The following is a 26598-nucleotide window of genomic DNA, read 5'->3' as shown; positions in this document are numbered from 1 at the left end:
ACGGGAAAGGAGGAAACCCGTCGTTCCATAAACCCTCGGAGGCTGCACGTCGTGTCTAGCCCGATTTCTCCACCTGTGGCCGCGTCAGCCTCTCCCTGGCACACATGTCCACCGCCACATCGCACGCATTCATCGGCCGTCACGGGCGATGATCGCACCGTTTCACCCTATACCTGCGCGAACTGGAATTACATGGTGGCCCAGGTCCCGGCACCGTAACCGCGCACCGGAACCCCGGCCGACAAAGGCAACCCCCGCAGATTCGTTATGAAATAGTTGTCAGCAGTTCTGCTTTAACCAATTCCATGTCAGGGAACGGATTGCCGAACCGGTGCATGGTCACGGAAACAGCCTGCTCATGCAGCATCTCCATGAGTTCCACGCGGGCGGCCCCCACCACGGGGTGCGTCAGAACGGCCACGTCCGGAGTGGCGCCGAGTGCCGCCACCAGGTCCACGTCGTCACCGATCAACTTGATCCGGGCCCCGGTCCCGAGCTCCTCCGGACCGGCCGCCGTGGCCGTCGCCTCCGCGGCACCCGCCGCATCCGCTTCCGGCAGGGGTGCGTCATCGCCCTTGAGGACTCGAGCCACGGCCTGCTCGCGGAATTCCGCATCGGAGGCCTCGGGCAGGATGGCGGCGAACAGCTGCCTGGCCACCAACGGCAACTCCCCGGCGATCCTGGGGCTGGGGCTCAGAACCACGGTGGAGCCTGAACGGGCCGCGGCCAGCCCCACTCGCACCACGTCTGTGACGGGAGCGTTCTCGGCTGCGCGGACGACGACGCGGCGCGGGCGGTAGCGGAAGAGGTTGGCTTCCGAGCGCAGACCCGTGGGGTCCTTGGCCACACCGAACTCGGACTCCCAGGCCCGCTGGTCCACCATGGCGCAGGAACGCAGCCACTCGAGGTCCGGTGCGGGCAGTGTGGCCTCGAGTTCGGGCGAGTCCAGGACCTCCGCGACGGCTTCGTGCACCACGTCCCCCTGGGTGTCCCGGTGGAAGGCTGCCTTGTACCAGGTGCCCATCTGGGTGAGGTAGTTCGGTCCGCCGGCCTTGGCACCCAGTCCCACGGAGGACTTCTTCCATCCACCGAAGGGCTGCCGTTGCACGATCGCCCCGGTGATCCCGCGGTTGACGTAGAGGTTGCCCGCCTCCACCCGGTCCAACCAGTGGTCGACCTCGGAGGTGTCCAGGGAATGGATGCCCGCGGTCAACCCGTAGTCCACCGCGTTCTGCCATTCGAGTGCCTCGTCCAGGTCCGTTGCGTGCATCAGTCCGAGCACGGGGCCGAACACCTCGGTCAGGTGGAAGAAGGAACCGGGCCGGACCCCGGTCTTGATCCCGGGTCGCCACAGCCGCCCGGTGTCATCGAGCTGTTTGGGTTCGAGCAACCACCGTTCGCCGTCGTCGAGCTCTGTCAGGGCACGGCGCAGCTTGTCCTGCGGTTCCTCGATGACCGGTCCAACGACCGCCTGAAGGTTCTGCGGCCAGTCGACCACCATGGACTCAGCGGCGTCCAGCAACTGACGTTCGAAGCGTTCGGACGTGCCCACGGACCCCACCAGGATGCCAAGGGAGGCGGCCGAACACTTCTGGCCGGCGTGCCCGAAGGCGCTGGTGACCAGGTCCCAGACTGCGCGGTCCCGGTCGGCCGCGGGAGTCACCACCAGGGCATTCTTGCCCGAGGTCTCACCCGTCACGGGTCGCCCGGTGCGCCAGCCACCGAACAGCTCCGCCGTCTCGTACCCACCGGTCAGCACCACCCGGTCCACGCCGGGATGGGAGACCAGCGCCTTGCCGGTCTCGCCCTCCACGGAGTCCACGAGTTGGAGCACGTCACGCGGGACCCCCGCGTCCCACAGCGCCTCGATCAAGGCGGTCGAGCAGCGTCGAGTCTGTGGCGACGGCTTGTGCACCACGGCCGCGCCCGCGGCGAGGGCCGCCACCGTGGACCCACATGGGATGGCCAACGGGAAGTTCCACGGCGGGGTGACCAGGACCAGGGTGTCCGGGTCGAAGATCGCGCCGTCCACCTGCTCCAGTTCCAACGCGCGGCGCGCGTACCACCGGCAGAAGTCCATGGCTTCGGAGACTTCTGGATCGCCCTGCGGGAGCGCCTTGCCGGTCTCGGCAGCGGCCACCGCCATCAGGTGTCCGCGGCGCTGCCCCAGGACGTCCGCCGCGCGGTTGATGATCTCCGCGCGTTCACGGGCGCCGCGGGCACGCCATTCCTTGGCCGCATTGCGCCCGTTCTCGACCACGACGGCGACGCCGTCCTGGTCCAACGGCCCCGGAAGGGCCAACGACTCGTACCACCGAGGATCGGTGATCCGTTCGGAGATGCGGGCGGCCCACTCCTGGTTCGCCGGGACGGAGACGTCCGTGTCCGGCTCGTTGCGGAAGGGTTCGTCCAAGGGTTGGTGGCCCTGGTAGGAGCCGTTCTCCTCGGCGAAACGGTCCTGCGAGCGCCGGGCCCGGGGCGCCCCTTCACCGTCCAGGGCAATGCCTTCATCCAGGAGCTGATCGACGGAGGCCCGGAACCGCGTGGCCTCCCGATCGAAGATCTCGTTGCCCGGGGCGAGGTCGAAGATCCCGGACATGAAATTCTCCTGAGCCGCGTTCTCCTCCAGGCGGCGCACCAGGTAGGAAACTGCCACGTCGAACTCGGCGGGGCGGACGGCCGGGACGTACAGGAGGATCCTGCCGACGTCCTCGGAGACCGCCACCGACTGCTCCACCGCCATGCCCTGGAGCATCTCGAACTCAATCCGCTGCTCGACCCCGCGCTGCTGGGCCAACAGATGGGCGAAGGCGATGTCGAACAGGTTGTGTCCGGCCACGCCGATCCGCATTCCGGCCAGGCGCTGCGGGGTGAAAGCCCAGGCCAGGACCCGCTTGTAGTTCGCGTCCGTGGACTGCTTGTCCGGCATGGTGGTCAACGGCCAGTCATGGACCTCGGCATCCACCCGTTCCAGGGCCAGGTTGGCGCCTTTGACCAGGCGGATCTTGATCTGCGCGCCGCCGTCGTCGACCCGCGCCACGGACCAATCGGACAGCCGCTGGACCGCTGCCAACGCATCCGGTAGGTAGGCCTGGACCACGATCCCCGCTTCCAGGTTCTTGAGCTCGGGCATACTCAAGAGCCGGATGAAGACCTCCGTGGTCAGGTGGAGGTCTGAGTAGAACTCCATGTCCAGGTTGATGAACTTGGTCCGGGCGGGCGCCGACGCCGCTTTCCGGTAGAGCGGCAGGAGCCGGTCCACCACGCGAGTCACGGTCCCCTCGAAACCCCAGTGGGAGAGTTGAGCCACCACGGAGGAGACCTTGATGGAGGCGTAGTCGACGTCGTCGCGCTCCAGCAGAGCGTCGACGTCGGCCAAGTGCTTGTCGGCCTCGGCCTCGCCCAGGACCTCCTCACCCAGGAGGTTGATGTTCAGCGGGTTGCCCCGCTCGGTGAACTTGGCCACCGCCTTGCCGAACGGTTCGGGACGTGCATCCACCACCAGGTGCCCCACCATCTGGCGGAGCCGCCCGCGCGCTACGGGGATCACCGCGGCCGGGGCCAGATGTGAGAACAGCCCCCCGGCCAGAATCTGCGAACGGTCGATCCTCGACAGGGTCTTGGGTGCCAGCTTGGCCACGCGCTGCAGCGCCTTGGCCGCCGCCTTGGTGTCCTCCGTGCGCACCACGCGGTCCACGAAGCCGGTGGTGAACTCCAAACCGTCGGGGTCCTTGAGAATCGCGGACAGGCGATCGGCTCCCGGGGCGGCCACTTTGCGTTCTTTGGCCACCTCCCCGGCTCTGGCCAGCCAGGTGGTCACCTGGGCGACGGCGGGATCGACGAGTTCGATCAGTCCGGACAGGTCTTCCTGGGGCAGACCTGCGGCCGAGGAGTCAGGTTTGATTGTGGACACGCGTGCGCCCTCCCTCTCGGGTCACCCTGGGACGGAACCGTGGCACTCCCACGGCCTCCGGCCATCGATTCCGCAGGGCATTGGTGGGCCGGTGACAACACTTTAGGCGACCGTGAAGGAGGTCACGACCACGGGCGCTCGCGTGGTCGCCCGGCGGACACGGACGGACTCAGGCGATACCGAAGAAGCGACGCAACTTCCGCTTGATGAAGCCGAAGAACGAGTTGTCCGCCAGCACGTTGGCCACGTTGTGCAACTCCCGCTGCTGTTCCCGCAGCAACACTGTGAGCTCGGCGTTCTGCCGCTCCAAGGCGTCCAACCGGTGCTGCACGGACTGGAATTCACGGGCCATGAACAGAGGCAGCCCCAACCCGTTGTCACGGGTCCATTCCTGGAAGTGCCGTTCACGCACCGCGAGGTCGTATCGGCGGTGCACCTGGGCTCCCGCGTGCATGGAGTTGGCCAGCTCCCCGGTCTCATCGGGCCGCTGCTGCCAATAGGCCAGGGGCTGGCCGTCCAGGAAGCCGATCGTCGCGGCCTGGGCGAAGCGCAGGTGGAACTCCCAGTCCCCCACGGCGGGCAGGGTCTCGTCGAAGTCGCCGATCACGCGGTGCATGCTGCGCCGGTACAGGAAGGAGATCGGGACCCCACGGTTGATGGACACCAGATCGGCCAGGGTGATGGCCTGCAGTTGTGGCCAGAAGACCTCCCGCCCGGTCTCCGTGATGACCGGTGGCTCGACGTCCGTGTCCACGCGCTCGTAGACGATCTCCGTTCTGACCATGACGCCGCCGTCGGTGCAGGAGGGGCGTTCCAGGTGGGCAACGGTTCGCTGCAGGAACAGGGGGTGCCACCGGTCGTCGTCGTCGTGAACGCACACGAACTCGCTGTCCGCGGCCCGCACCCCGATGTTGGAGGCAGCCTCCATCCCCACGCTGCGGCCGTTGTGGAGCACCGTGGTCCGGCCCGCGAACTCGTGCTCCCGCTCCGCGACCAGAGCGTCCACGGGGGTGGGGTCGCCGCCGTCGTTGACCAGCACCAGGCGCCAATCGGCGAAGGTCTGCCCCAGGACGTCGTCCAGGGCCCGCCCGAGCAGAAGTCCCCGGTCCTTGGTTCGCATGACGATCGCCACCGTGGTCCGCGCCTGTTGCGGCAGCGGGGTCTCGGGGCGGGTCCAGTCCCGGCGCAGCGCGCGGGAGATTTCTGTACCGGCTCCGGAGGGTGCGACGGGCGGGAGCGACGACGGCGCAGGCGTGGACCCCGTGAGTCCCACGACAACCGTGTCCCACCACGCGTCCGTCAGCTCCCGGACGTCCGGGCGACGTGCCAGCAGGTCGTCAGCGATCGCGTCCTGCGCCTCAACGGCTTCCTGCGTCCATTTCTGGGCGGCCTCACGCAGATCCCAGGCAACGGCGCGCGGAGTGATCAGAGCGGCCAACGGCACCACTTGACCGGTGATTCCCCAGGTGGCGCAGGCACCGGCCATGCGCACCTCGGCGAAGTTGTCGACCGCGATCGGCAGGACCGTGGCCCCACCGGCCAGCCCGAAGACCAGCGGGTGGTAGCGGGTGGTCACCACGTAGTCCGCGGTGAGTGTGCGGCGCAGGCTCGTCGGTGCGGTCTCGATCTCCCGTTGGACGGACGGGCTGTGCATCCGGACGGCGACCTTGCGGTGGAACTCCTCGTCGCCGTCGTGCTCGCCGAACTGCGCCAGGTGGGGAACGAACTCCACCGTTCCGCCGGTCCGATGGACCAGCGCGTCCAGGACGACGGCGAAGGCTTCCGCGGCCTCGCCCTGATCGAATGGCCCCACTCCCGGTGCGAACGTGGCGACGATCCGGGGACGGGTGGGGTCCGCGGACTGCGTGGAGGTCGCACCGGCCACGGAGCCATCTGTCACGGACGCGCCGGTCACGGACGCATCGGCCCCACCAGACCGTTCGAGCGCCTGGTCAATCGTCGGGACCACCGAGGTGCGGCCCACCGGAGAATCCGATCCGTGCTTGGCCCAAGGCGCCGCGAGCGCTGCCAAGGACCAGCCCACTGCGTCATCCGGGCTGGGACGGATACCGCGGTGCTCCGGGCACAGGCTGCGGGCCAATCGCAGGGAGTGCGCGTCCCGGAGCCCGACCAGGGTGGCCGCTTCCAGGGCCTGGCGCAGCACCTCACGGTCGGCCGCGGACAGCGACGGACCCAGCGTCTGTCCACTCAGCACCACAGGCTTGTTCACGTGCCGAGCGATTCGGGCCACGGCGGCCCGTTCGTAGAGCAACCACCCGTAGTCGGAGTTCATGTTGCCGCCGCCGGCGATCAGCACGGCGTCCACACCACGGATCGTTTCGATCAGGTCGAACAGGGGATCGGATCCAGGCAGGGCGTCCGTGCTGCCGGCCAGCACTCGGTCGATGTCTGCCAGGCGCTTTTCGCGTTGCTCCGGAGGCCACGGGAAGCGCAGCGTGGGAACGGCTTCAACGCCCTGGAAGTACCGGAGCGTCGCCTCGACGTCGCGGGTCAACACCACCACGTCATGCACCCCGCGTGCGCGAAGGGCATCGACCGCCGCGTGGCACATCGCCTCGTCACCGACGTGGTAATTGCTCTGACCGACGTCGTTGAGGATGGCTACACGCATGAGCGGAATCCTCCCACAAGGCACGGCGCGATCATGACTTGCGTGCACGGTCATGGACCGCGGCGTTGCCCGCGACCCGCAACGTGTCCTCGAAGGTGGGTACGGGGATCTCACCGGAGGCGTGCGTCTGATCGGCCTGGTGCGGCAACGGGTCGTCGTCGGGGTCGTCCAGAACCTGGGGCGCGAGCGAACGGCCCTCGGCCTGTGCGATGGCCGCGATCGCCTGCACCAGGCTCAGGTGCGGCAAGGCCTGCGGGAGGTTTCCGAGCATGCGCCCGCCAGCTCCCGGTTCGCCGTCGTAGGCCGTGGACAACAGACCCAGGTCGCTGCCCCTGCGCAGAACCGCACCGACGATCTCCCGCGCCCGCTCCACCTGTCCGCTCCTGGCCCAGTTGAGGGCCAGCCACAGCGTGACACTCACGTGCCCCACGTCCTCGCCCGCGAACCCGTCCTGCCCGAGCTGGCTCTCGAAATCGGCGGGGTCGCTGTCCGGTGGCAGGTGGACGTTGCGGTAACGGCGCAGCAGCCCATGGCCGTCACCCAATTCCGTCACGATGCGGTCGACCGTGCGGATCATTCGCTCGTCGTCCCATGCCACGAACCCGACCGTGGGCAACAGCAGCAAGGAGGCGTCCACGTGGGTGGACCCGTAGTGCTGAACGAAACTGCCCACGCCCGGGTCGTAGCCCGAGGTCCAGATCTCCAGGGCCAGCTGGTCCCTGTGCGTCTCCCACAGTTGCAGGTCACCGTCCAGACCGTGGACCTTGACGGCATCCACGCCTGCCTGCAACGCGGCCCACATCATGACTCGCGTGTGCGTGTAGAACTGCGGCTCCCCCCGCATCTCCCAGATCCCCTGGTCCGGGAGTTCGAACTGGCGGAGCAGGTGGCCCAGCAGGGCCTTCTGGAGTGGCCAGGAGAGTTGGTCCTCCTCCAGACCGCGCCGTCGTAGCCGCTCGAAGGCCACCAGCACGTAACCGATCGTGTCCGACTGGTGCGACCTGGCGGCGGAATTACCCACCCGAACAGGCCTGGAACGCTCGTAGCCGGGCAGGTCCAGGGAGTACTCGTGGTTCTCGCGCTCCCCGCCCAGCCCGTAAACGTTCTGCATGTCCGACGGGTCCCCCGCCACGGCGCGCAGCAGCCAGTTGCGCAGTTGCAGCGCCTCCCGGTCATGACCGTGTTCGAGCATGACGTCCAGGGCCAGGGACGCGTCGCGCAGCCAGGAGTACCGGGCGTCCCAGTTCCGGTCACCGCCGATGCTCTCCGGCAGCGACGTGCTCGGAGAGGCCACCAGGCCGCCCGTGCGCTGGTGCATGAGCGCCCGGATCACCAACAGGGATCGCCGGACGACCGCTTCGTGTTCCGGCTCGGGAGCGCCGGACGACGACGCCCACTGAGCGTCCCAGTCACGCCACAGCTCCTTGGTCTCACGCAGCTGGCTACCCACGTCCCGCACCGCGGGCGGTGTCCGATGGGACTCGAAGTGAGAGAGCACGAAGTCCCTGGTCTGCCCCGCTGCCACGGTGAACTGACCGACGTGCCGCGGGCCGTGCTCGTCACGGACCAGGACGGGCATCGGGTCCGCTCGCAGCACGATCGAATCCGGTCCGGCCAGGGCGATGACCTCCGACTCGCCGGGCTCCTCCGACTCAGGGTGTGCCACGGTCTCGAACTGGGAGATCCACGGAATGACCTGCCCGTAGCCGAACCGCAGGGTGATCTCCTGCCGCATCTCGACCTCACCGGTGAGCCCCTCGACCCGCCGGATCAGGTCGACCTCGGGGGACAACGGCATGAAGTCGGTGACCCGGACCGAGCCGGTGTCCGTGATCCACACGGTTTGCAGCACGAACGTGTTCTCCGCGTAAGACCGGTCCCCCACCCGGCAGTTCAGCCGCCACTGGTCCTCGGGCAGGTCCTGCCCGTCGTCGTTGACCGTGGCCGCGGGAGCGAGCAACCAGCGCCCGTCCGCAGGAGTTCCGAGCAGCGCCCCGAAGATCGACGGCGAGTCGAACCGCGGTGCACACAGCCAGTCCACGGACCCGCGCCGTGACACCAGCGGCCCCGTTTGCATGTCGGAGAGCAGGGCGTAGTCCTCGATCAGGGAAGCCATGGTTCCAATTGTGCACATGCCCGGCGAGGGAGCCCGGGACCCGGGACCCCGGGACAAGCGAACGGGCCCCCGTTGAATTGCTCTCCCGACAATTCAACGGGGACCCGCCCCTTCCACCCGGCCGACAGCCGACCACGTGGGTCCTCCCCATCCGCCCTCCCCGCGGCTCTCCCGTGCCGAGGAAGGGAGGCGATGTCCGCACACTCGACGGAGGAACGTCCGAGCGGCGGAGATCACGTGACGATCAGCTCATGGCCTTGTGCTCAGCTCCGCGTTCTCGGGGCTCCGTGTCACCCAGCGCGGCGCGGAAGTGACCCGCCTGGCGCAACAGCAGCATTCCACCCACGAATGCCGCAACCGCCAGGATCATCTGGATCGCGGTCACCACGTCGAAGCCGTTCATCTCGACCACCTCACCTATCGTTCACTAATGCAATCTTTACAGATGCACATGGCAAGTGCAAGTGTGAATTTCCGGCGGATCCCGCACCTGGACGTGAGGCAGGGCACCGGTCACAGCGCAGCCCCACGGCCCGCCCCGGGCATAGGCTGGAACGGTCACGGCGGGCAGGAAGAACCGCCGTCTCCACTGCAGTTGGACTCCGTCCGGGAGCCCGTGAAAGGAACGGTCAAGGACATGGAAATCACCGTCGGCGTCACCGGCATGACCTGCGAACACTGCGTGAACGCGGTCAAGGAGGAACTCATGAAGGTCGAGGACGTCCAGAACGTCGAGGTGGAACTGCGTGAGGGACTGCCGTCGCCGGTGATCATCACCTCGTCCCGTGAACTGGCACCCCTGGAGATCGAGTCCGCCGTGGACGAAGCCGGCTACGTGGTGGTCTGATCCACCGTCGGCCGATGGGTCACTGTTCCGGGTGCACCCGTCGGCCGTACTGGGGGTCACCATTGGCGTCCTCGGCCGGGCCGCCCGTCTGCGGCTTGGCGGTGGCGGAACCCTGAGACGCATCCGAGGTCTCGGCCGCCCGCCGCTTGGCCCGGCGCTCCGCGTACAGCTTGGCCGATGAGCGATTCACGCCGGACCCTTCACCCAGGTGCGGGTCGTTCGGCTTGTCGAGCATCATGAGGGTGGCGCTGACGACCACAGAAGCGATGAATGCCACCCCTCCGACGATCAGCCCGAGGTCCAGGCGCAAGCCGTCGTCCGTGCCACCCGCAGCCACAAAGCTGGTCACGCCACCGGCCACGAGTGCCAGAACGGCGGAGACGACAAGGGGGCCCTTGACGTCGGGCGCGCGCCGCGGCGACTTACGGGGCTGACGTGACACGTGAAGAACCTCCAGAGGGGCAGGCTGCGATCTCAGCGGGAATCCCCGCGAGTTGGGCACCGGTTCAGTCTACGCGGGAGATCCTCACCGCGATCACGGCTGGTGGCGCGACGACGCCCCGCTGGGGCGCCGTCGAGGGCTGGGGTCAGCCGTCCTGTCTGAGCGTCAGGCCCGCGATCGCCAGGAACACCCCCGAGATGATGGCCGCTCCGCCAACCACCCCCAAGAGCGCATGGATGTCCACGTAGGACACCAGCAACACCCCGACCGCGGCCGCCACCGCGACCAACCCGGTCAGCAACCAGTCCCGCCCGAGCGGGTGCGTCCGACGCCGCGTGGAGCCGATCCACAGTTCGGGCAACCCGACCAGGGCGAGGACCACGGAGACCACCAGGGCCAGTCCCGCCAGTTCCCCACCCAGCAGGACGACGGCGGCAGCACCGAGCAGCGCCAGGTAGCCGACGGAGCGCTGCGAAGCCTCCAACCCGTCCAGGCTCAACGCAGGGTGATCGCCGTTGCGGCGTTCGGTCCACAGGATGCTGATTCCAGTCCCGGCGAACCAGGCAGCGATCAGCCACGTTCCCAGTGTCTGCGACGGGGAGGTGATGAAAATCGTGGCGGCCGCGAACACCAGGTTCACGGCTGCCCGCAGCAGGGTGGGCGCCGCCAGAGCCCGTGTGGCCGCGGGCGGGTGATCCGATGTGGCTTGAGAATGCATCCCGGCCACTCTAGACCGGCCCCGTCCCCCGCCCGGTCCGACTCGGGGCACACTCAGGACAGACGCGAGGCAACCTGGACCCGCCCTCCCCAAGACGAAGCGCCCCGCACCCACCGTCACGGTGGGTGCGGGGCGCGCGGAGGGAAGCTCAGGCGTCGAATGCCGCGCCGGCCGGATCCGGCTCAGCCGCGCACAGCACCAGCAGAATCACGGAGCCGACAAAGGGAACACAGGCGACGAAGTAGTACCAACCCGGCTTGTTGGTGTCGTGCAACCGACGCACCGTGAGGCTGATCTGCGGTACGACCGTCGCAAGACCCACAAGACTCCCCAGCACCAAGACCAGTATGACGAACGTCGTGCCCCCACCGGACGGAGCGCCCGTCACCGGGTCGGCGCTCGCAACAACGGTAATCACGCCCGCCACGTACAGCACCAGGAACAGCAGCCCGACAAGGCCCAGGGCCAAGTAGGCCCACCAGAACTCCGAGCGGGAGGCACGCCCGGAGAACTGGGCGTACTTGCGGAAGAAGTTCTTGATGGCCCCCACGAAATTGACCTGCTCGCCGGGCTGGGAACCGGTCGGATAGCCGTAGGCCAACTGGGTCTGAGCTGTTTGGGCGGTGGGTGCCTGGCCGTAGGCCGGCTGATCCTGGGCAGCCTGGCCGAAGGACGGCTGATCGTAGCCGGTCTTCGGCTCGGAGTCGGAGGAGTTCTGGGGGGCGGAGTCCTGAGGGTTGATTCCGTAGCTCATGGCTGCTTCCTTGGGAGACAAGTGATTGACGATTGCAAACGTAAAGTGCTGGCCGAGGGAACGCACCTTCGTGACAGAACGTTACGACTGCAAACAACCGCATGGAAACGGCCGGTGACCGTGCGAAGAACGACGGTCACCGGCCGACGGTGTGGCCTTTCGAAAGCCGGGGTTACTCGGCGTCGGCCACGGACTTGTTCGGGACCACCATCACGGGGCACACGGAGTCAACCAGCACGGCCTGGGAGACCGAGCCGACCAGCAGGCCCCGGAAGCCACCGTGACCACGGGTACCCAGGACCACCAGGTCGGCCGAGGCGGAGGCTTCGACGAGTGCGTCTGCGGGACGTCCCGACAGCACGTGGACCGAGGTGTCCAGACCCGGTGCATGCTGCACGGCCACGTCCTCCACCGACTCGCACAGAGTGCGTGCGGGTTCGGTCAACTGGTCCGCGATGGCCTTGTCCAGCTCGGCGGAGCCCGACGGCAAGGAGGTGACCGTGGGAATGACGGTCACGATCGACAGTCCCTTGCCGTGACGCTTCGCGTAGCTCGCGGCGTGCTTGACAGCCGGGGACTTGGGGCCGAGCTTGTCCACAGCCAGAACCACTCGTCCGGAGTAGTCGCCGTCCTGCACCTCCCAGCCGTCGGGAAGGACGATGACGGGGCACTTGGCGTGGGCCGCGGTGGCCGCCGACACGGAGCCGAGTCGCCCGCGGATGCCGTGCAGACCGCGCTTGCCCAGGACGATCAACCCGTTGTCACCGGACTCGTGCACCAGAACGCCGGCGACGTCGCCGCGCTCCAACACACCTTCGGCCTTCACACCGGCGTCCAATGCCTTCTGGACACCCACCCTGGCGGTTTCCTCCGCCTCTTCCTCGATCTTCTCGAGGAAGGGGCCGGTAATTGCTGCATCTGCAACAACGGGGCGGCCGGTCGACACCACGACGGTCAGTTTCGCATCGGCAGCCTTGGCCTCTTTGATGGCCCAATCCAATGCATGCTCCGCAAATGCAGAGCCGTCATACCCGACGAGAATCTTCTCGGTCATCACACAGCCCTCTCTTCTGGGGTCGGAGGACGAGACGTTTGGGCCGGTCACCCAGATCGGCGTCTTCGCCTCTCTGCATTCATTCTATGGCTTTCTGTGGTTTCAACGCCGTGAAGATTGCCATCGGTCGCTACGCACCCGGACGCCCAGAGTGACCGCGCGCGCTCCGATGTAACCGAAGGCGTATGCCACCCACAGCCACACCGACCCCGCGAGCGAGTGCAGGTGCGCCATGTGCACCAGAGCCAATAGCGGCAGGTAGATCACCAGGTTGACCACCCCGGCAACCGCCAGGTAGCGAGCGTCCCCGGCCCCGATCAGCACCCCGTCCAACACGAACACCCAGGAGGCCAGGGGTTGTCCCAGGGCCACCACGATCAACGCCGCCGCGAACAGTCGCTGGACCTCCGGGGACGGGGTCAGCAGAGGGGCGCTCCAGGGAAGCAGGACTCCCACCACCAGGCCCGTCACCAGGCCGAACCACATTCCGAACCGCAGGATGCGCACCACCAGACGACGTACGGCCGCGCGTTCGGCATCTCCGTGAGCCCCGTCGGCGTCGAGGTCGCGAGCCCCGGACTCCTTGCCCACCAGTGCCTGGGCGGCAATGGCCAAGGCATCCAGCGCATACGCCATGACGTTGAAGACGGTCATCACCAGTTGGTAGGCGGCCAGGTTCTCCGGTCCTTGCGCAGTGGCCACCACCACCGTGAGCAGCAGGGCCACGCGCAGGGACACGGTCCTGAGCATGAGCCAGGAGCCAACCCCCATGAGCCGACCGAGTCGCGGAAGGCTGGTTGCCACCCCCACCCCGTGACGGCGTGACTTCCGCCCCAGGATGAGGACGAACGTCAAAGCCATGAGGCACTGGGTCACGCTGGTGCCCAGTGCGGCTCCGGCCACCCCCAGGTGGGCGACGTAGACCAACAGCAGGTTGGCCACCACGTTGAACAATGCGCCGCCCGCGGCGATGACCAGCGGCGTTCGGGTGTCCTGCAGTCCACGGAGCACGCCCATGCCGGCGGTGACCATCAGCATGGCGGGAATTCCGGGCAGCGACCAGTACAGATATTGCCCGGCCTGGTCCAGGACGGGTCCGTGCCCGCCCAAGGCCTCCAGCAGGGATCCGCCGAAGGCCGCCCCCAACGCGACCAGGGCCAGCCCCAGTACCGCACCGAGCCACAGCCCGTCCCGCCCGACGGCCAGCGCCTCCCGCATCCGTCCCGCACCCAGGTGCTTGGCCACGGCGGGTGTGGTCGAGTACGCCAGGAACACCATGAGCCCCACCGCCGTCTGCACGACGGCGCCGGCCAAGGCCACCCCGGCCAGCGGGTCGGTTCCCAACCGCCCCACGATCACGGAGTCGGCCAGCAGGAAGAGCGGTTCGGCGATCAACGCCCCGAAGGCCGGGACGGCCAGGCCCAGGATCTGCCGGTTCAGGCCCTCGGGGTCCACGGCCGCCCGACGGAGGGGGCGAGTTTCCGGGGTCTCCGAACTCTCAGGCGATCCAGAACGCTTCAAACGGTCACTTCCTCGTACTGTCGGCCCTCTTCAGGCGGGGAACCACCGGCGCGGCCCGTGGCCCACGCTAACGCCCCGGCACCCGGTTGCTAGCCTGACTGATGAACTTCCCCGTTACAGGCCCCAGGAGGAGCCGATGGCCCGCTCAGTCCGGGGCCGTGTCCAGCACGGCACCCTGCCGTCCTGGCCCCCTTTGCGCATTCGCGCCGTGGTCAACGGACTGTCTCTGATCCTTTTCGGGGCGGGCCTGCTCTACCTGGCCTGGGGGCTGCTGGACTTCACCGTGTACGACGCCAGACGAACCGCCATGGTCCCGCGGGTCCTGGCCGTCTGGCTGGCCGTCGGCCTCCCCGTGGGAGCCCTTTCCATCGGCCTCCACCTGGTCCTGGCCGCCGTCACCGCGTCCGACCGCCTGCTGCTCTCCCACGGAGCGGCGTCCTGGGACCCGGGGGAATTCGACGACATACTGCGCGGCGTACGAATCCGGAACTGGCGGCCCCGGCCCGGTGGGCGACTGGGAGCGGTCTCCGCCAAGACGCTCGGGTGGATCCCCGTACAGACCCCCGTGACGCTGGCACCACTTGCCCTCGGGGCGCTCACCACCGTTGGATTGATGATCTGGTTGGCCACGGGGTACGGAGCGGCCGCCCTGATCCTGCTCCTGACCTTGGCCTGGATCGGCTGGCGGGCAACCCGCGCGTGGGGCGCCCTCCGGGACTTCCGCGCCGATCGCGGTCTCCGCGGCACGCAACCCACGGCGCCCCGCGACCAGAGGCCGATGCGCGCGAGCACGGGCGTCGTCGTCACGGCCGACGAGGCCTGGGATGACGACGACGGGTACGTCCACCCGCGCAGGACCGACCCGTACCAACGTGAGCAAGAACTTCGCCGCGCCATGGCCGATGACGGACCCGCCCGAACGCGTCCTGCTGGCAACGACGTCACCGTCGAAGCCACCCAACCGCTCGACGAGTACTTCTCCGACGGTGCGGAGGACCCGACGGCGCCAATCCCCCTCTACCGCGATCCGGCACCGTCCCGCGGTGATTCCGGCACCACCGTGCAGCCCGAGGGGCGCGTCCCCAGCCTTGCGAGTTCCGGCGAGGAAGGGGCGTCACGGGAGGCCGAAACCTCCGCGGTTCGTCCTCCACTGCTGAGACGCCGCAAGGCCGCCCGTGACAACGGGGACGAACCTTCACAGGTGGTCCTGGTGGACCGTTCGGCCGAGCGGGCCAAGCAGGCCCGCATGCGCAAGTACGGCCAGGAAACGGCCGACGATTCACGCCCGGAACGCACGTCGCGCGGAAACGGCGCCCCCGTTGACAGCGGACGCCCGGGTCGGGGCCGCGGCCGTGGGTTGAAGGACTACTTCGGAGAACGGGTCACCGCCGACCCCACGATCCGCGAGCCCGATCCGGACGGGGGCCGGAACGCGCGACGGACGGGTGCACCGTCCAAGACCGAGGCGGAGCGGCAGATCTACGAGCGCAGCGACGAGGCGTCGTCGATCTTCGGGTACGTCCTGAAACGGCGCAAGAACGATTGACGGCACCGAGTACCGCCCGTCAGTACCCACGCAATTCGTCGAGCTTGCGCCTCTCCTTCTTGGTGGGGCGCCCCGAGCCGGGTTCTCGTCGCCCGACGGCAGCCCGAATCTGCGGGGGCGGAGGTTCCGAACGGTCCTCGTAGCACTCCCTGGCCACGGGGGCACCGACCCGCTTGAGAATGAGGCGCCGGACCACGAGCTCCTGCTGCCATCCGGGGCGACGCACGACGACGGTGTCACCCACCCGCACGGCCTGTGAGGCCTTGACAGGGGCGCCGTTGAGACGCACGTGCCCGGCGCGGCAGGCCGTTGTGGCCGCCGCCCTGGTCTTGAACACACGCACGGACCAGAGCCAGGAATCCAGCCGCACGCTCTGCGGAGCACCGGATTGGGCACCGGCGGCATTCGAGGTAGGTGGGCTTCCCATGGTCGTCATGCTCTCACCGGAGCACATGACGCCACGAACACACTGGTCAGCGCCGCATTCGAGGCTGAATTCGTCGAGGAATCCAGACGCGGGAAGGGCGCATGGCAACAATTGCCCTCCACCCCCACAGTGGCCTTGCCCACCCCGGGGGTCGGACGTACATTACGGGTACAAGTTGTCGAGCGAAAGGAGTTCGGATGGAGATGCGGACACCAAGCGAGACCGATGCGGGCAAGGTTGCAGGAGCCGTGAGCTAACAGGCCGGAGCATTCCACGACCGCCACAAGGATGACGATTCGGACCCGTCAGAACCGAACGGGACATCAACAAGCCGGTGGCGCAGAGCGTGAAGCAGGCACTAACCATTGAATGAAAAGCACGGTGGCAGATGCCGAACTCGCAGTAGGATCGACAGAATTGAAAACCCCGCAGTGTTCGCGACACTGCGGGGTTTTTGTGTGATCGCCGGACACCCCTCGACAACACCGAACCTCAAGGACAAGGACGACCGCTCATGCCCACCACAGTCTTCGGGCTGGACATCGGAGGAACCTCGACGCACGGGATCCGGGCCCAGCGGGCTCAGGACGGCTGGCGCGTCCTGCGGGAGGCCAAGGTCGGCAGCGCCAATCTACAGAACGTATCCACGGAGCAGGCCCGCGGCGAGATCCGCGCCGTGCTCGCCGAGTTGGGGATGGGCACCACCGGTCCCCAGGATTCGGTGTCCGTGATTGCGGGCTCCGGTGGAGTGGACACCTTGGCCGACCAGGACCGTCTGCGCGAGATGATCCACTCCGCGGCACCGGAAGTGAGCACGGACCTGATTCACGTGGTCCATGACAGCCGCCTGATCCTCGCAGCGCACGGGCTCGACGTCGGTGTCTCCGTCATCGCAGGCACGGGTTCCGTGGCATGGGGCAGTGCTGCGACCGGGCGGGAAGCACGGGCCGGTGGCTGGGGCCACCTCCTGGGGGATGAAGGCAGCAGTTGGTGGGTGGCTCGTGAGGCCGTTCGTCGTGCCTTGGAGCGGGCGGACCGCCAGGAGGAAGCGGACGAACTGGACCTGGCCGTGCTCCAAGCGCGGGGACTCGAAACACGGGCCGACCTGATCGCCGACTTCCACACCCACCCCGACAGGACGGGGTGGTCGGAATTGGCCACCGTCGTGGATCGCTCCGCCGGTCAGGGCAGCCAAGCCGCTGTCGAACTCCTGACTGCGGCGGCAGATCAGCTGCTGACCATGACCCAACGGGTCTGCCAGTCCCTCGACCTGACAGGGCCCGTGGTGGCCGGAGGCGGTCTGATCCAGCACTCGGGGACGGTTCGGGACAGGTTCGTGACCCGGGCGGGAGCAAGGGGCATCGAAGGCGTGCACGTTCTGGACGTCGCGCCCGTCATGGGCACCCTGCACCTCGCAGACCATGCGCCCAACGGCTGACCCAGGGGCCGACACAGGCGCTCCCTGACGGTGTGTCGAGACAAGGCTGAGGCCGCGAATCCGTTGATTCGCGGCCTCCGCCTTGGAGCATCAGGTCAGAAAGCTACCTGCGTCAGTCGTCCATGATGTCGGCGACCGCGGCCTCTCTGGCCATGTCCTCCGTGGACTCCTCGAAGCCCCATTTGCCATCGGCATCGACGGACACCAACCACTTACCTTCACCGTATTCCGTGTAGACCACCTGACGGCCGATTTCATTGGCGGCCAGTTCCTGGTCACCGTAGGTGCCGTCTTCGTAGTCGATCGAGGCATAGACGATGAAGTTCGAGGACCCGTTGTGGCTCATCTTGTACCAGGTGCTGCCGTCGGCGACGTCGACCATGAAGACCGCGTTGCCATCGCCCTTGATGTTGCCACCATCCACGGTCTGCAAGTCGTCCAGGCTGTAGACCTTGATCTCGAACTTGGCGTCGTCCTCGGTGGGCTCAATCTTGGTGACCGGGTTCCCGCGCTCGAAGGAGTAGGTGTTGAGCAACTGGTAGGTGACCTCGGAGCCGCTTGCACCGGTCACGAAGGCCTCCGAACCGTCCTTGTATTCGGCGTCGAAGGTCACGTAGGAGTACTCGTCTCCCGTGGACTCCACGGAGATGAGTTGCGGAGCGTCATCCCCGTCGGGGCGAGGGATCTCGATGTTCTTGTCCTTCTCGGTGAAAGTGGCCACGGGCTCACCCGGGTTCTTGACCTCCGTGGCGTTCTCGGGCTCGACGTTCAGCTCGGTCGCCTCGTCGGACACCGAAGGATCGTCCTCCGCGGACGTGCCGGAGGCATCGGCCGTGCTCATGGCGCCCGGCGAGACCTCTTCGGAGGACTGTGCCTGGGACTGGTCGTCGCCCGTCGTGTCCGTGTCGTCACCACGGAAGATGCCGCTCAGTGCGAGCACCAGGATCAACAGCACCACCAGAAGCAGCGCGATCACGCCGCCCAGGATCCAGGGCAGTTTGGACCGGCCGGAGCCGCCCGTGGAGCCTGAACCTCCGCCGTTGGGCGGATAGTTGCCGAAGCCACCAGCCGGCTGGTACTGGGGTGCGCCACCCTGCGCCTCGTACTGCGTCGTCTGACCACCCGGGTACTGGCCCCCGTGGGTGTCATGGAGTGTTGCCTCCGGTCCGCGCGTGGAACTCTGGGCGGTGGGGCCTTCGTGGCCACCCTGGTACTGCGGCATGCGGCTGGTTCCGGTTCCGGCGTCCTGTCCGCCGAAGCTGGGGGCGGCGTGCCCCGCAGCGGCTCCCCCCGCTGCGCCCACTCCGGTGGCAGTGGCGGCTCCTGCGCCGGTGGCGCCGTCCTTGGAGGCATCGGCGCCCGGTTCTGCACTTTCAGAGGGGGTGTCGGATCCGGTGGACGACTCCTGGTCGTCGTCGGTCCAGAGTTCCCAGCCCTCGGGCGCAGGGCCCCATGCGGGGTCGGGCTGCCAACCGGCAGGAGGCTCCCAGCCTTCGGGAGGCTTCGGCCAGTTGGGGGGCGGATTGAAGGTGCGAGCCATGGGCGCTCCTCATGACGTGTGGATCGAACATCTGGGTCGGCCTAATGAAGCCGGCGCCCTGAGGAGGTACCAGGGAGGGTGCGCCGTGACCGGACACGTGCTCGCCGTGGCCGGAGCGGTGGCGAACTGTATCAGTAACACTTCACTGTAGTTGCAACAGATTTCCAACCCCGGGACGTTCTATGACGTTGCACCGATGTCTCTGACTCCGCCCGCCCGGAGGTACGTCCGAGCATGCTGGGAGCAGACCACGCGGGAAGCGTAGGCTCGGTTCATCGCGTGAACCGGAGTTCAAAGATGACGTACTCCGGAGCGCAGACGACCACAGACCGAAAAGGTGATTCACGTGGCCGATGCAATTCCCACGGCCGACGGCGATGCCCTTCGCCGACCCTCGAGCTTGACCGCTGACCCGGACCGGTTGACCGCTGCTCTTCAAGCAGGCGGTGACCACGCCAAGGCAACGCTGGAAAAGATTGCCACGGGCAAGGGCAACACTGTTGCGGACAAGGTGGCCGCCGCCGTGATCCTCGCCGCGCGATTCGACGACCGTTCGGGCGTGGAATCGGTGACCCAGGACGAGGCCACGGACGGAGAGGTTCTGGGACTCGAGTGGGCACCGGAGCTGGAGGACACCGCCAGAGGGGCTCTGGGCGAGCACCTCATCGTGTCGCTCTTGACCTGGGCTTCGTCACCGTCGCCCCTGCAGCCACCGGTCGCCGCGGCCGAGGCCGCGGCACGTCTGGCCGTGGACGACGACGCCGCCATATACCGGAAGGTGTCCCAACGGGCGACACAGCTCTCCGGCCGCCAGGACCTGGACGCCGACCGGCGTCGCCAGTTGACGGACCTGACCGATGCCCTGCACAGGGCGGATCGAGCGGCCCAGGAACGACGGCACCCTGATCACTCCCCCGAGGCAGAACCCCAGGAATGGTCCAGCCGGGACGAGGACGCTCTCGCCAACCTGCTGGAAGGCAACACGGAGCCTCGGCCCGCACAGGCACCGGCCCAATTCGAGGATCCCCGGTGGGGAGAATCCTCCGACAACGACCAGGAACCTCCGGGCCCCGGCCCTCACCGCGCCTACGACCCGCGCGCGCTGCTGGACGGTCCGATGTCCGAAGCCCAACGGGCGGACGAGAAGAACGTCCTGCGCAACTGGGGCATCACTGCGCTGGTCCTGGTTGCCGTTCTGATCCTGCTCGGCCTCCTGATCTGAGTCCGGTGTTCAACCAGCGTTAGACCGATGAGTGTATGTGAGTTGTTTCACACTCGGTATGTTGGTCTCATGACTGCCCAAACCACGGCCGTGCCCGGACCTGTCTCCCGGGCCGAGGAGACCCGCCAGCGTTTTGTCGACGCTGGCGTCACCTTGTTCAGAGAACACGGCTACGGGGCCACCTCCATGTCCCAGGTCGCGGCAGCAGCAGGAGCCAGTCGGGCGAATTTGTACCTGTATTTCCATTCCAAGCCGGAAATCGTTCTGGAGTGGATGCCCACCCTGCGACCGGAGCTGGACCAGATCTATCTCGAGCTGGACACCCTCGGGGACCACTCCCCCTCGTCGTGCCGCGCTTGGCTCGACCGACTGGTGGCCCTGTGGCGCGTTCACCCGACCGAACTGGACGCCGTGGAACAGGCCACCAGCGAGGACAGCGACGTCCACCGACATCGTGTGGAACTGTGCCGACGAACAGCCGACGGATTCCGCACCGTTCATCGGACCCGTGAGGGGTCCCCACTCCCGCCGGATGTACGGGCCACTCGGCGCGCTCATCTGGTCGTGCTGATTCTCAGCACCGAGCGCTGCATTTCCTCGATCGTCCTGCACGATGCCGTCCCGGAAGAGGAAGCATTCCTGGACGCCCTGGCCCACCAGTGGTCGGGCTTCCTGACGAACTGACGGCACGCACCCACCGCAACCCCGACGAACAGCAGCGCCGCGGCTAGAGAATCTCGCGGTGTTGCCGGACCCGACACGTGGAGTCCACTTGCGTGCACCAGGTGGTGCTCACGCCCAGTGGCCCTGCCCCTTCGGCGAGCGCTTGCCACGGCCATGGATCGGCGATCCACCCGCGCAGTTTCAACCCTGCTTCGGGAGCCACGCTCAAGGCCGGGAGCTGCCGTCCGGGCACGACCCCGGCCGCGGCTTGGGCGGGTCCGGCGGTTGCCCACAGCCCGGACAGGAGCAGCAGTGCAGCCGCCACACCCAGCAACCCTCGAGGAGAGGATTCCAGGACAGGAATGCGGTGCCAATGCGCGGCAGCGTCGAGCCGTTGTGTGCTGCGGGAGCGAATGCCTAGGTTGGAAGCGAGGATTCTCATGGCTGCATCCTTGTGAGGAAGGTCGGGGGCCACTTTGACCCCTGCCACTCTGATTTCACCATAGTAAATTCTCATTGGCAAAGGCTGGTTGCACATGACTGCCGCACTCACAATCCTGATCGATGCCGCGCAGAGGGCACCCGAGGTCGCCCGAATGGTGACCGAGGGTCTCCCGCCCGAGGCAGCGCACGAACGCCCGGCGGATCGCCAGAACTCCATTGCATGGCTGATCTGGCACGCCGCCCGGCAACAAGACGTTCAGGTCGCGGAATTGGCCGGCACCGCGCAGGTGTGGGACACCGGGAAGTGGGCCGAACGAACGGGCGTGGACCGGGACTCGCGCTGGATGGGGTTCGGTGAATCAGCCGAGGGGGTTGCAGCCTTCCGCGCAGGCGACATCGCCGCACTGGCCGACTACCTCGACGCGACCGTCCAGGCCACCGTCGATTACGTTCGCACGTTGTCCGACGAGGACCTGGACGAGGTCATCGATCACACCTGGGAGCCTCCGGTCACCCGCGGTACGCGCCTGGTGAGCACGATCGACGACGCCGCCCAGCACATGGGCCAGGCCGCCTACGCCCGTTCACTCGTGGACGCCGACTGGAAGGCCCCGTACTGACGGCGCACCCACGCCCACGGGAAGACCCCGCCACCGGCATCGGTGACGGGGTCTTCTCGATCAGCGGTGCGACGATCTCACCACGGAGCCGGGATCAGGCGGAGGGGCTTGCCGAGTCGGCGTCAGCCTCTTCAGGCGAGGAAGGCTCGAAGGTCCACTCGCCATCGGCTTCGACAACGATGTAGTACTCGCCGGTATCGATGTCGAGGTATCCATAACCGGCACCGATCTCGTTGAAGGTGTACTGCGTGCCGCCGCCACCCTCTTCGGTGTCCTCACCGTGGACGATGAAGTTGCCCTCACCCTCATGGCTGGCCTTCACGGTGACGTCCTCGTCACCGTCCCAATGCACGACGCCGAAACCGTCACCCGTGATCGTGTCGCCCGGCCCAGCGGTCGGAATGGCGTCGACCTCGTAGAAGCTCATCGTGAACGTCTCGTCCGACTCACCTTCCATCTCGAAGGACTTGGTGTTGGTCTGGTCGTAGGGGTCGTACGGGTCCACGAAGTTGACCGAGGTCCGCCCTGAATCCACACCACTCAACACCGCGCCGTGATCGGCGGTCCCGTATAGGTACGAGTACTCGCTGTCGGAGGTGTTCTCCAGGACGACCACGATCGGGCCGTCGTGCTCCGGCACCTCGACGGTGTCACCGCCCTTGCCCTCGACGGTCTCGATGGGCTCACCCTCGAGTTCGGTGGTGTCGATCTCCGAGCCGCTGGCGGAGGAGTCTCCGTCCTCCGACCCGGACGACACGGTCTTGTCACCGCTTGGCGAGGAGTCGTCGGAGGAATCCTCGCTGGGCTCCTCCGAGGGGCTCGACTCCTCGGAGGCCTCTTCCGAGGGGGTGGACTCCTCGGTTTCGGCCTGCGTGGGCTCCGAGGTCTCTTCCTGCGCCTGCTCGGTCTGTGCAGCCGGCGACTCTTCGCCACCGCCACCGCCGCCGGTGGGGACGCATCCCGCGAGGCCGAAGGCTGCCGTCACGGCCAGAATGCCGACGGACAACGGGGTTCGAAGGGAGTATTTCGTGGTCATGACGACCTCCTTGAGGAGAAGGAACAGATGGGACTTCTTGGTCGGTATGTGTGCCCTTGATCACCGGCACACTCATAGTGAAGCACCATGTGTTTCCAATTGCAAACGCACGTGGCGTCATATTCTGTAATGCGATAGCAAATCATCAAGTCAGAGCAGTTTTACGGATCCTTGCGGAGGGTTTGCACTCGCGAACATGACGGGCGTTTCTCCCGTCATCTCGCCGCCTCTGCCCAGCAGGCTTCGAAGCTTCTAGGCTTGGGCCATGACGACGACGCCCCTGTTGAGCACCGCTCGAACCGCACTGTTCGCCCCGGCCAGCCGCCCGGACAGGGTGCTCAAGGCCCAGAGCTCGGGAGCGCAGGTGGTGATCGTCGACCTCGAGGACGCGGTTGCCCTCCAGGACAAAAGCCAGGCGCGTGAGAACCTCGCGGAGTTGCTCACGGGCAACAGCGAGGTGGGCGCTCTGTCCGCCCCCGTGGGAGTTCGCGTCAATTCCCCCCGCACGCAGGCAGGGAGCGAGGATCTTCGGATGCTCGCGGGGATCGGCGACCTCGGGCTGCTGGACGCCGTCGTCGTGCCCAAGCTCGAAGAGCCGTCTCAGATCCGGGCCGTACGAAGCACCTTGCCGCAGATCCAGGGCATCGTCGGGACCATCGAATCCGCGGCCGGACTCCTGCGCCTGGAGGACCTGGCGGCCGAGGACGGCCTGATCCGGTTCGCGACCGGCACCTTGGACCTGGCACAGGATCTCGGCTGCACACTGGACTCACGAACCATGGACGCGGCCCGCGCGCGACTGGTGACCGTGTCACGAGCGCTGGGGCTGGCAGGCCCCCTTGACTCCCCCACCCCGCAGTTCCGGGACCTCCGTCCGGTGCAGGTCGCAGCCCGTCTGGCCAAGGAGGACGGATTCACGGGCAAGGCCTGCATCCACCCGGACCAGGTCCCGGCCGTGACCCAAGCCTTCGAACCCACGGCCGACGAGATCGAGTGGGCCCGTTCCGTCATCCACGCGGAGGACGGCGCGACGTCGGTGGACGGTTCCATGGTCGAGGCCCCGGTGGTCGCCCGGGCGCGGGCCATTCTGGACCACGGGCAGGACTGACCGCCGACCGCGGACATGGACGATCCCCGTGGGAGCAACCTCGACAGCTCCCACGGGGATCGGATTCTTCCGGGCGGCCTGGCCTGATCGGATGAATCAGGACCGACCGCGGCGAAAGGTCAGCAGGCAGCGCCTGCGGGGACCTGAGCGTCACCCGCCGGTGCACCGGCGGCGGGCTGCGCTGGAGCAGCCTGCCCGAATTCACCGGCAACGACGGCCTGCTCGGCAGGCGCACCCTGGATCGGCTGCTGAACGGCACCGGTCGCGGGAGCCTCAGCCGGCGCGGAAGGCGTGGTCGAAGCCTGCTCCGAGGAGGCCCCGGCCGTCTCGGTGGTCGCGACGTCCTGGACCGTGACAGAGGTCTGCGAGGAGTCAGTCGACGCAGTGGAGGACTCGGCGGTGGAGGCAGTGGTGGAATCGGCGCCCGAAGTCGTGCTCGAGGTCGATTCTCCCGAAGCGCCGGCCCAGCAGGACTCGGAAGCCGCCCACGGGCTGGTGCCCTGAGCGTTGTAGAGCTCCAGGGCGGCCGCATCCTGCACGGATTCCGGGGCACTTGCCGCGGTGGAGTACCCGGCGGAAGCGGACAGGGACTGCCACGTGGAATCCAGGAACTGGTAGGCCCCCGAAGCACCCGAGGATGCGTTCACTGCCGAGTAGTTCCCGCCGGATTCGCAGCTCTTGATCTGTTCCAGGGTGGAGACACCCGTGTCTGCAGCCTGCGCGGGTGCGGCAGCGAAGCCCGCGCCGAGCACCAGGGCTGCGCCACCCAGGCCGACCGCTCCCCGGCGGAGCAGGGCGCGACGGCGGGTCATGGGCGTGGTCATGGTGGTCATGTCTTCTCCAGTTCTTCGGTGTACATCAGTGGTGTACTTCTGTCGGGTGCCGCATCCTCGAATGCTGTCTCGTGGCAACGGCACCTGTCGTCGCGACCACGTGGGCCGCAGGAACGACGACAACCTTTCGGCCCCTCCGTGTCTTTGACATGTCCAGGACATGTCGCGCCGACAGGAACAGCCCCGTTACCTTGTGAGCACCCCGATGGACGGGGTCTGGTCGCTCGACCGGGTATGGCTGTGTTGCCCTGCCATAGATGGTCTGGGGGGTGTTGCCGCCCGGTCGAGAGACACGCGTTGACCGCTGATAGGGACACGGCCCAGGACGCCCTGAGGTCTCTTCGTAACGTGGGTGCCGGCATCGGGTGTCAAGACTGCGACCAGTAGTGATGCGTTCAAGGAGGACGACATCATGACCTCTGGATTCGCCGTCGTGATCGGTCTCGATGTCGGGAAGACCGGGCATCACGCCTGTGCTCTCGACCCGGCCGGGACCAGACTCTTCGACAAGGCCCTACCACAGGACGAGGCCCAGCTGCGCGAGCTGTTCAGCGCTCTGCAGGCCTATGGGGCTGTGTTGATGGTCGTGGATCAGCCCAACACCATCGGTGCCCTGCCGATCGCTGTCGCTCGTGATGTCGGCTGCGAGGTTGCGTATCTGCCTGGTCTGGCGATGCGCAAAGCCGCCGATCTCTATCCCGGCAGGTCGAAGACCGATGCCAGGGACGCGTTCATCATCGCCGACACCGCCCGGACCATGCCCTATACGCTGCGGGCCGTGGACCGTGACAGCGACGTCCTGGCTGCGCTGAAGGTCCTTGCCGGATTCGATGAGGATCTGGCGCATGAGACCACGCGGGCGCTGAATCGGATCCGGTCCTTGCTCACGCAGATCCATCCGGCTCTCGAGCGCGTCTTCACTGGCGGCACGCTGGCCACCGGGTTGGTGCTGGACTTGCTGGAGAAGTTCGGCGGGCCCACCGGGCTCAAGGCGGCTGGGCGGGCCCGTGTGCTGCGGTTCGCCCACACGCACTCACGCCGCGATCCCGAGGCCCTGATAGATCGGGTCTTCACCGCGCTGAGCGAGCAGACCGTGGTCGTTCCCGCGACTGCGGCGGTGGAGCTGGTGATCCCGAGAGTCGCTGGCCAGGTCAAGGAGCTCAAGGCTCAGCGAGCGACCGTGGCCCAGGAAGTCGAGGCCATGCTGGAGGACTTCCCTCTCGCCTCGGTCTTGATGAGTATGCCGGGGATCGGCATCAAGACCGCCGCGCAGATCCTCCTGGCGATCGGTGACGGCACCGCGTTCGAGACAGCCGGACATCTGGCGGCCTATGCCGGAATCGCACCAGTCACGCGCAGGTCTGGGACCTCGATCCGTGGTGAGTTCCCCGCCAGAGCAGGCAACAAGCGGTTGAAGAACGCGCTGTTCTACTCAGCCTGGATCGCCTCGCACTCCGATCCGATCTCGAAGACCTACTACGATCGCAAGCGCGCTGAAGGCAAACGCCATAACGCCGCGGTGATCTGCCTGGCGCGCCGACGCTGCAACGTCATCTTCGCGATGCTGCGAAACGGCACCTACTACCAGCCGCCAACCACCAATCCCTCACCTGAGTCGACCGCTCTCGTGGCTTGACTCAGAACATAGGGACACCCCCGTTACCTTCTTCCCAGCTCGTCCGTCCATCAGGATGGGAGGGTGCTGACCGGCCGGTCCTCGGCAT

General features: G+C 67.2%; 22 protein-coding genes. 8 read left to right on the top strand and 14 right to left on the bottom strand.

The features are described 5' to 3' along the window. Positions 1-265 precede the first annotated feature (265 nt). From GWK18_RS07315 to GWK18_RS07300, 4 genes are all read right to left on the bottom strand, one after another. The gene (locus GWK18_RS07315; RefSeq protein WP_348535883.1) at positions 266-3904 is read right to left on the bottom strand and encodes a bifunctional proline dehydrogenase/L-glutamate gamma-semialdehyde dehydrogenase; all 3639 of its coding nucleotides are present in this window, start codon (positions 3902-3904) and stop codon (positions 266-268) included. 178 nt (positions 3905-4082) lie between these two features. Further along, the gene (locus tag GWK18_RS07310; RefSeq protein WP_166834263.1) at positions 4083-6545 is read right to left on the bottom strand and encodes a polysaccharide pyruvyl transferase family protein; all 2463 of its coding nucleotides are present in this window, start codon (positions 6543-6545) and stop codon (positions 4083-4085) included. A 31-nt stretch (positions 6546-6576) separates the two neighbouring features. Further along, the gene (locus GWK18_RS07305; RefSeq protein WP_166834261.1) at positions 6577-8661 is read right to left on the bottom strand and encodes a glycoside hydrolase family 15 protein; all 2085 of its coding nucleotides are present in this window, start codon (positions 8659-8661) and stop codon (positions 6577-6579) included. 244 nt (positions 8662-8905) lie between these two features. Next, complete coding sequence (locus GWK18_RS07300; protein ID WP_158609597.1) at positions 8906-9064, bottom strand: hypothetical protein; 159 nt, start codon at positions 9062-9064, stop codon at positions 8906-8908. 234 nt (positions 9065-9298) lie between these two features. On the opposite strand from GWK18_RS07300, the gene GWK18_RS07295 reads away from it, so the two are divergent. Beyond that, positions 9299-9508, top strand: coding sequence for a heavy-metal-associated domain-containing protein (locus tag GWK18_RS07295; RefSeq protein ID WP_123826086.1), 210 nt, complete (start codon positions 9299-9301; stop codon positions 9506-9508). A gap of 19 nt (positions 9509-9527) precedes the next feature. On the opposite strand, the gene GWK18_RS07290 is transcribed toward GWK18_RS07295, so the two are convergent. From GWK18_RS07290 to GWK18_RS07270, 5 genes are all read right to left on the bottom strand, one after another. Then, on the bottom strand, positions 9528-9950 hold the full coding sequence (locus tag GWK18_RS07290; protein WP_123826088.1) for a hypothetical protein: 423 nt from the start codon (positions 9948-9950) through the stop codon (positions 9528-9530). Between the two features lie 145 nt (positions 9951-10095). Then, the gene (locus GWK18_RS07285; RefSeq protein ID WP_123826090.1) at positions 10096-10668 is read right to left on the bottom strand and encodes a hypothetical protein; all 573 of its coding nucleotides are present in this window, start codon (positions 10666-10668) and stop codon (positions 10096-10098) included. A gap of 148 nt (positions 10669-10816) precedes the next feature. After that, positions 10817-11422, bottom strand: coding sequence for a DUF805 domain-containing protein (locus tag GWK18_RS07280; protein WP_123826092.1), 606 nt, complete (start codon positions 11420-11422; stop codon positions 10817-10819). A 172-nt stretch (positions 11423-11594) separates the two neighbouring features. Continuing rightward, entirely contained in the window at positions 11595-12476 is an 882-nt protein-coding gene (locus GWK18_RS07275) for a universal stress protein (RefSeq protein WP_166834258.1), read from the bottom strand. Positions 12477-12578: 102 nt separating this feature from the next. Beyond that, positions 12579-13931, bottom strand: a complete 1353-nt coding sequence (locus GWK18_RS07270) for an MATE family efflux transporter (RefSeq protein ID WP_166834343.1) — start codon at positions 13929-13931, stop codon at positions 12579-12581. Positions 13932-14133: 202 nt separating this feature from the next. On the opposite strand from GWK18_RS07270, the gene GWK18_RS07265 reads away from it, so the two are divergent. Then, positions 14134-15543, top strand: coding sequence for a hypothetical protein (locus GWK18_RS07265; protein ID WP_166834256.1), 1410 nt, complete (start codon positions 14134-14136; stop codon positions 15541-15543). A gap of 19 nt (positions 15544-15562) precedes the next feature. On the opposite strand, the gene GWK18_RS07260 is transcribed toward GWK18_RS07265, so the two are convergent. Beyond that, the gene (locus GWK18_RS07260; RefSeq protein WP_166834254.1) at positions 15563-15970 is read right to left on the bottom strand and encodes a S4 domain-containing protein; all 408 of its coding nucleotides are present in this window, start codon (positions 15968-15970) and stop codon (positions 15563-15565) included. Positions 15971-16484: 514 nt separating this feature from the next. On the opposite strand from GWK18_RS07260, the gene GWK18_RS07255 reads away from it, so the two are divergent. Further along, positions 16485-17408 (top strand): BadF/BadG/BcrA/BcrD ATPase family protein, encoded by a 924-nt coding sequence (locus tag GWK18_RS07255; RefSeq protein WP_166834252.1) that lies wholly within the window; start codon positions 16485-16487, stop codon positions 17406-17408. A 112-nt stretch (positions 17409-17520) separates the two neighbouring features. Here GWK18_RS07255 and GWK18_RS07250 read toward each other — a convergent pair whose 3' ends face one another. Continuing rightward, entirely contained in the window at positions 17521-18948 is a 1428-nt protein-coding gene (locus GWK18_RS07250; protein WP_166834236.1) for a hypothetical protein, read from the bottom strand. 346 nt (positions 18949-19294) lie between these two features. Here GWK18_RS07250 and GWK18_RS07245 point away from each other — a divergent pair, with 346 nt between their 5' ends. Together GWK18_RS07245 and GWK18_RS07240 are read left to right on the top strand one after the other, a co-directional pair. Then, the gene (locus GWK18_RS07245) at positions 19295-20170 is read left to right on the top strand and encodes a hypothetical protein (RefSeq protein ID WP_166834250.1); all 876 of its coding nucleotides are present in this window, start codon (positions 19295-19297) and stop codon (positions 20168-20170) included. 69 nt (positions 20171-20239) lie between these two features. Beyond that, positions 20240-20854 carry a TetR/AcrR family transcriptional regulator gene (locus tag GWK18_RS07240; RefSeq protein WP_166834248.1) on the top strand — a complete coding sequence of 205 codons (615 nt, stop codon included), beginning with the start codon at positions 20240-20242 and terminating at the stop codon, positions 20852-20854. 43 nt (positions 20855-20897) lie between these two features. On the opposite strand, the gene GWK18_RS07235 is transcribed toward GWK18_RS07240, so the two are convergent. Beyond that, a complete protein-coding gene (locus GWK18_RS07235) occupies positions 20898-21275 on the bottom strand; it encodes a hypothetical protein (RefSeq protein WP_166834246.1) in 378 nt (125 codons plus the stop codon). 94 nt (positions 21276-21369) lie between these two features. Here GWK18_RS07235 and GWK18_RS07230 point away from each other — a divergent pair, with 94 nt between their 5' ends. Beyond that, positions 21370-21897 (top strand): DinB family protein, encoded by a 528-nt coding sequence (locus GWK18_RS07230; protein ID WP_166834244.1) that lies wholly within the window; start codon positions 21370-21372, stop codon positions 21895-21897. A gap of 94 nt (positions 21898-21991) precedes the next feature. On the opposite strand, the gene GWK18_RS07225 is transcribed toward GWK18_RS07230, so the two are convergent. Beyond that, a complete protein-coding gene (locus GWK18_RS07225; RefSeq protein ID WP_123826112.1) occupies positions 21992-22933 on the bottom strand; it encodes a hypothetical protein in 942 nt (313 codons plus the stop codon). A gap of 265 nt (positions 22934-23198) precedes the next feature. Here GWK18_RS07225 and GWK18_RS07220 point away from each other — a divergent pair, with 265 nt between their 5' ends. After that, a complete protein-coding gene (locus tag GWK18_RS07220; RefSeq protein ID WP_166834242.1) occupies positions 23199-24041 on the top strand; it encodes a CoA ester lyase in 843 nt (280 codons plus the stop codon). Between the two features lie 119 nt (positions 24042-24160). Here GWK18_RS07220 and GWK18_RS13315 read toward each other — a convergent pair whose 3' ends face one another. Then, positions 24161-24874 carry a transglycosylase family protein gene (locus GWK18_RS13315; RefSeq protein ID WP_280720440.1) on the bottom strand — a complete coding sequence of 238 codons (714 nt, stop codon included), beginning with the start codon at positions 24872-24874 and terminating at the stop codon, positions 24161-24163. A gap of 412 nt (positions 24875-25286) precedes the next feature. On the opposite strand from GWK18_RS13315, the gene GWK18_RS07210 reads away from it, so the two are divergent. Further along, positions 25287-26510 (top strand): IS110 family transposase, encoded by a 1224-nt coding sequence (locus GWK18_RS07210; RefSeq protein ID WP_166834240.1) that lies wholly within the window; start codon positions 25287-25289, stop codon positions 26508-26510. The last annotated feature ends 88 nt before the right edge of the window (positions 26511-26598 follow it).

The organism is Kocuria sp. JC486 (assembly GCF_011602805.1).
GTDB lineage: Bacteria > Actinomycetota > Actinomycetes > Actinomycetales > Micrococcaceae > Kocuria > Kocuria soli.
This window is presented reverse-complemented; position numbering and strand designations above follow the sequence as displayed.

Bases quoted from the DNA above. Each gene is read 5' to 3' on its own strand.
- GWK18_RS07210 (WP_166834240.1), top strand. From the start codon at position 25,287: ATGACCTCTGGATTCGCCGTCGTGATCGGTCTCGATGTCGGGAAGACC.
- GWK18_RS13315 (WP_280720440.1), bottom strand. From the start codon at position 24,874: ATGACCACCATGACCACGCCCATGACCCGCCGTCGCGCCCTGCTCCGC.
- GWK18_RS07260 (WP_166834254.1), bottom strand. From the start codon at position 15,970: ATGGGAAGCCCACCTACCTCGAATGCCGCCGGTGCCCAATCCGGTGCT.
- GWK18_RS07305 (WP_166834261.1), bottom strand. From the start codon at position 8,661: ATGGCTTCCCTGATCGAGGACTACGCCCTGCTCTCCGACATGCAAACG.
- GWK18_RS07265 (WP_166834256.1), top strand. From the start codon at position 14,134: ATGGCCCGCTCAGTCCGGGGCCGTGTCCAGCACGGCACCCTGCCGTCC.
- GWK18_RS07240 (WP_166834248.1), top strand. From the start codon at position 20,240: ATGACTGCCCAAACCACGGCCGTGCCCGGACCTGTCTCCCGGGCCGAG.
- GWK18_RS07225 (WP_123826112.1), bottom strand. From the start codon at position 22,933: ATGACCACGAAATACTCCCTTCGAACCCCGTTGTCCGTCGGCATTCTG.
- GWK18_RS07220 (WP_166834242.1), top strand. From the start codon at position 23,199: ATGACGACGACGCCCCTGTTGAGCACCGCTCGAACCGCACTGTTCGCC.
- GWK18_RS07310 (WP_166834263.1), bottom strand. From the start codon at position 6,545: ATGCGTGTAGCCATCCTCAACGACGTCGGTCAGAGCAATTACCACGTC.
- GWK18_RS07275 (WP_166834258.1), bottom strand. From the start codon at position 12,476: ATGACCGAGAAGATTCTCGTCGGGTATGACGGCTCTGCATTTGCGGAG.
- GWK18_RS07300 (WP_158609597.1), bottom strand. From the start codon at position 9,064: ATGAACGGCTTCGACGTGGTGACCGCGATCCAGATGATCCTGGCGGTT.
- GWK18_RS07250 (WP_166834236.1), bottom strand. From the start codon at position 18,948: ATGGCTCGCACCTTCAATCCGCCCCCCAACTGGCCGAAGCCTCCCGAA.
- GWK18_RS07295 (WP_123826086.1), top strand. From the start codon at position 9,299: ATGGAAATCACCGTCGGCGTCACCGGCATGACCTGCGAACACTGCGTG.
- GWK18_RS07285 (WP_123826090.1), bottom strand. From the start codon at position 10,668: ATGCATTCTCAAGCCACATCGGATCACCCGCCCGCGGCCACACGGGCT.
- GWK18_RS07280 (WP_123826092.1), bottom strand. From the start codon at position 11,422: ATGAGCTACGGAATCAACCCTCAGGACTCCGCCCCCCAGAACTCCTCC.
- GWK18_RS07255 (WP_166834252.1), top strand. From the start codon at position 16,485: ATGCCCACCACAGTCTTCGGGCTGGACATCGGAGGAACCTCGACGCAC.
- GWK18_RS07230 (WP_166834244.1), top strand. From the start codon at position 21,370: ATGACTGCCGCACTCACAATCCTGATCGATGCCGCGCAGAGGGCACCC.
- GWK18_RS07235 (WP_166834246.1), bottom strand. From the start codon at position 21,275: ATGAGAATCCTCGCTTCCAACCTAGGCATTCGCTCCCGCAGCACACAA.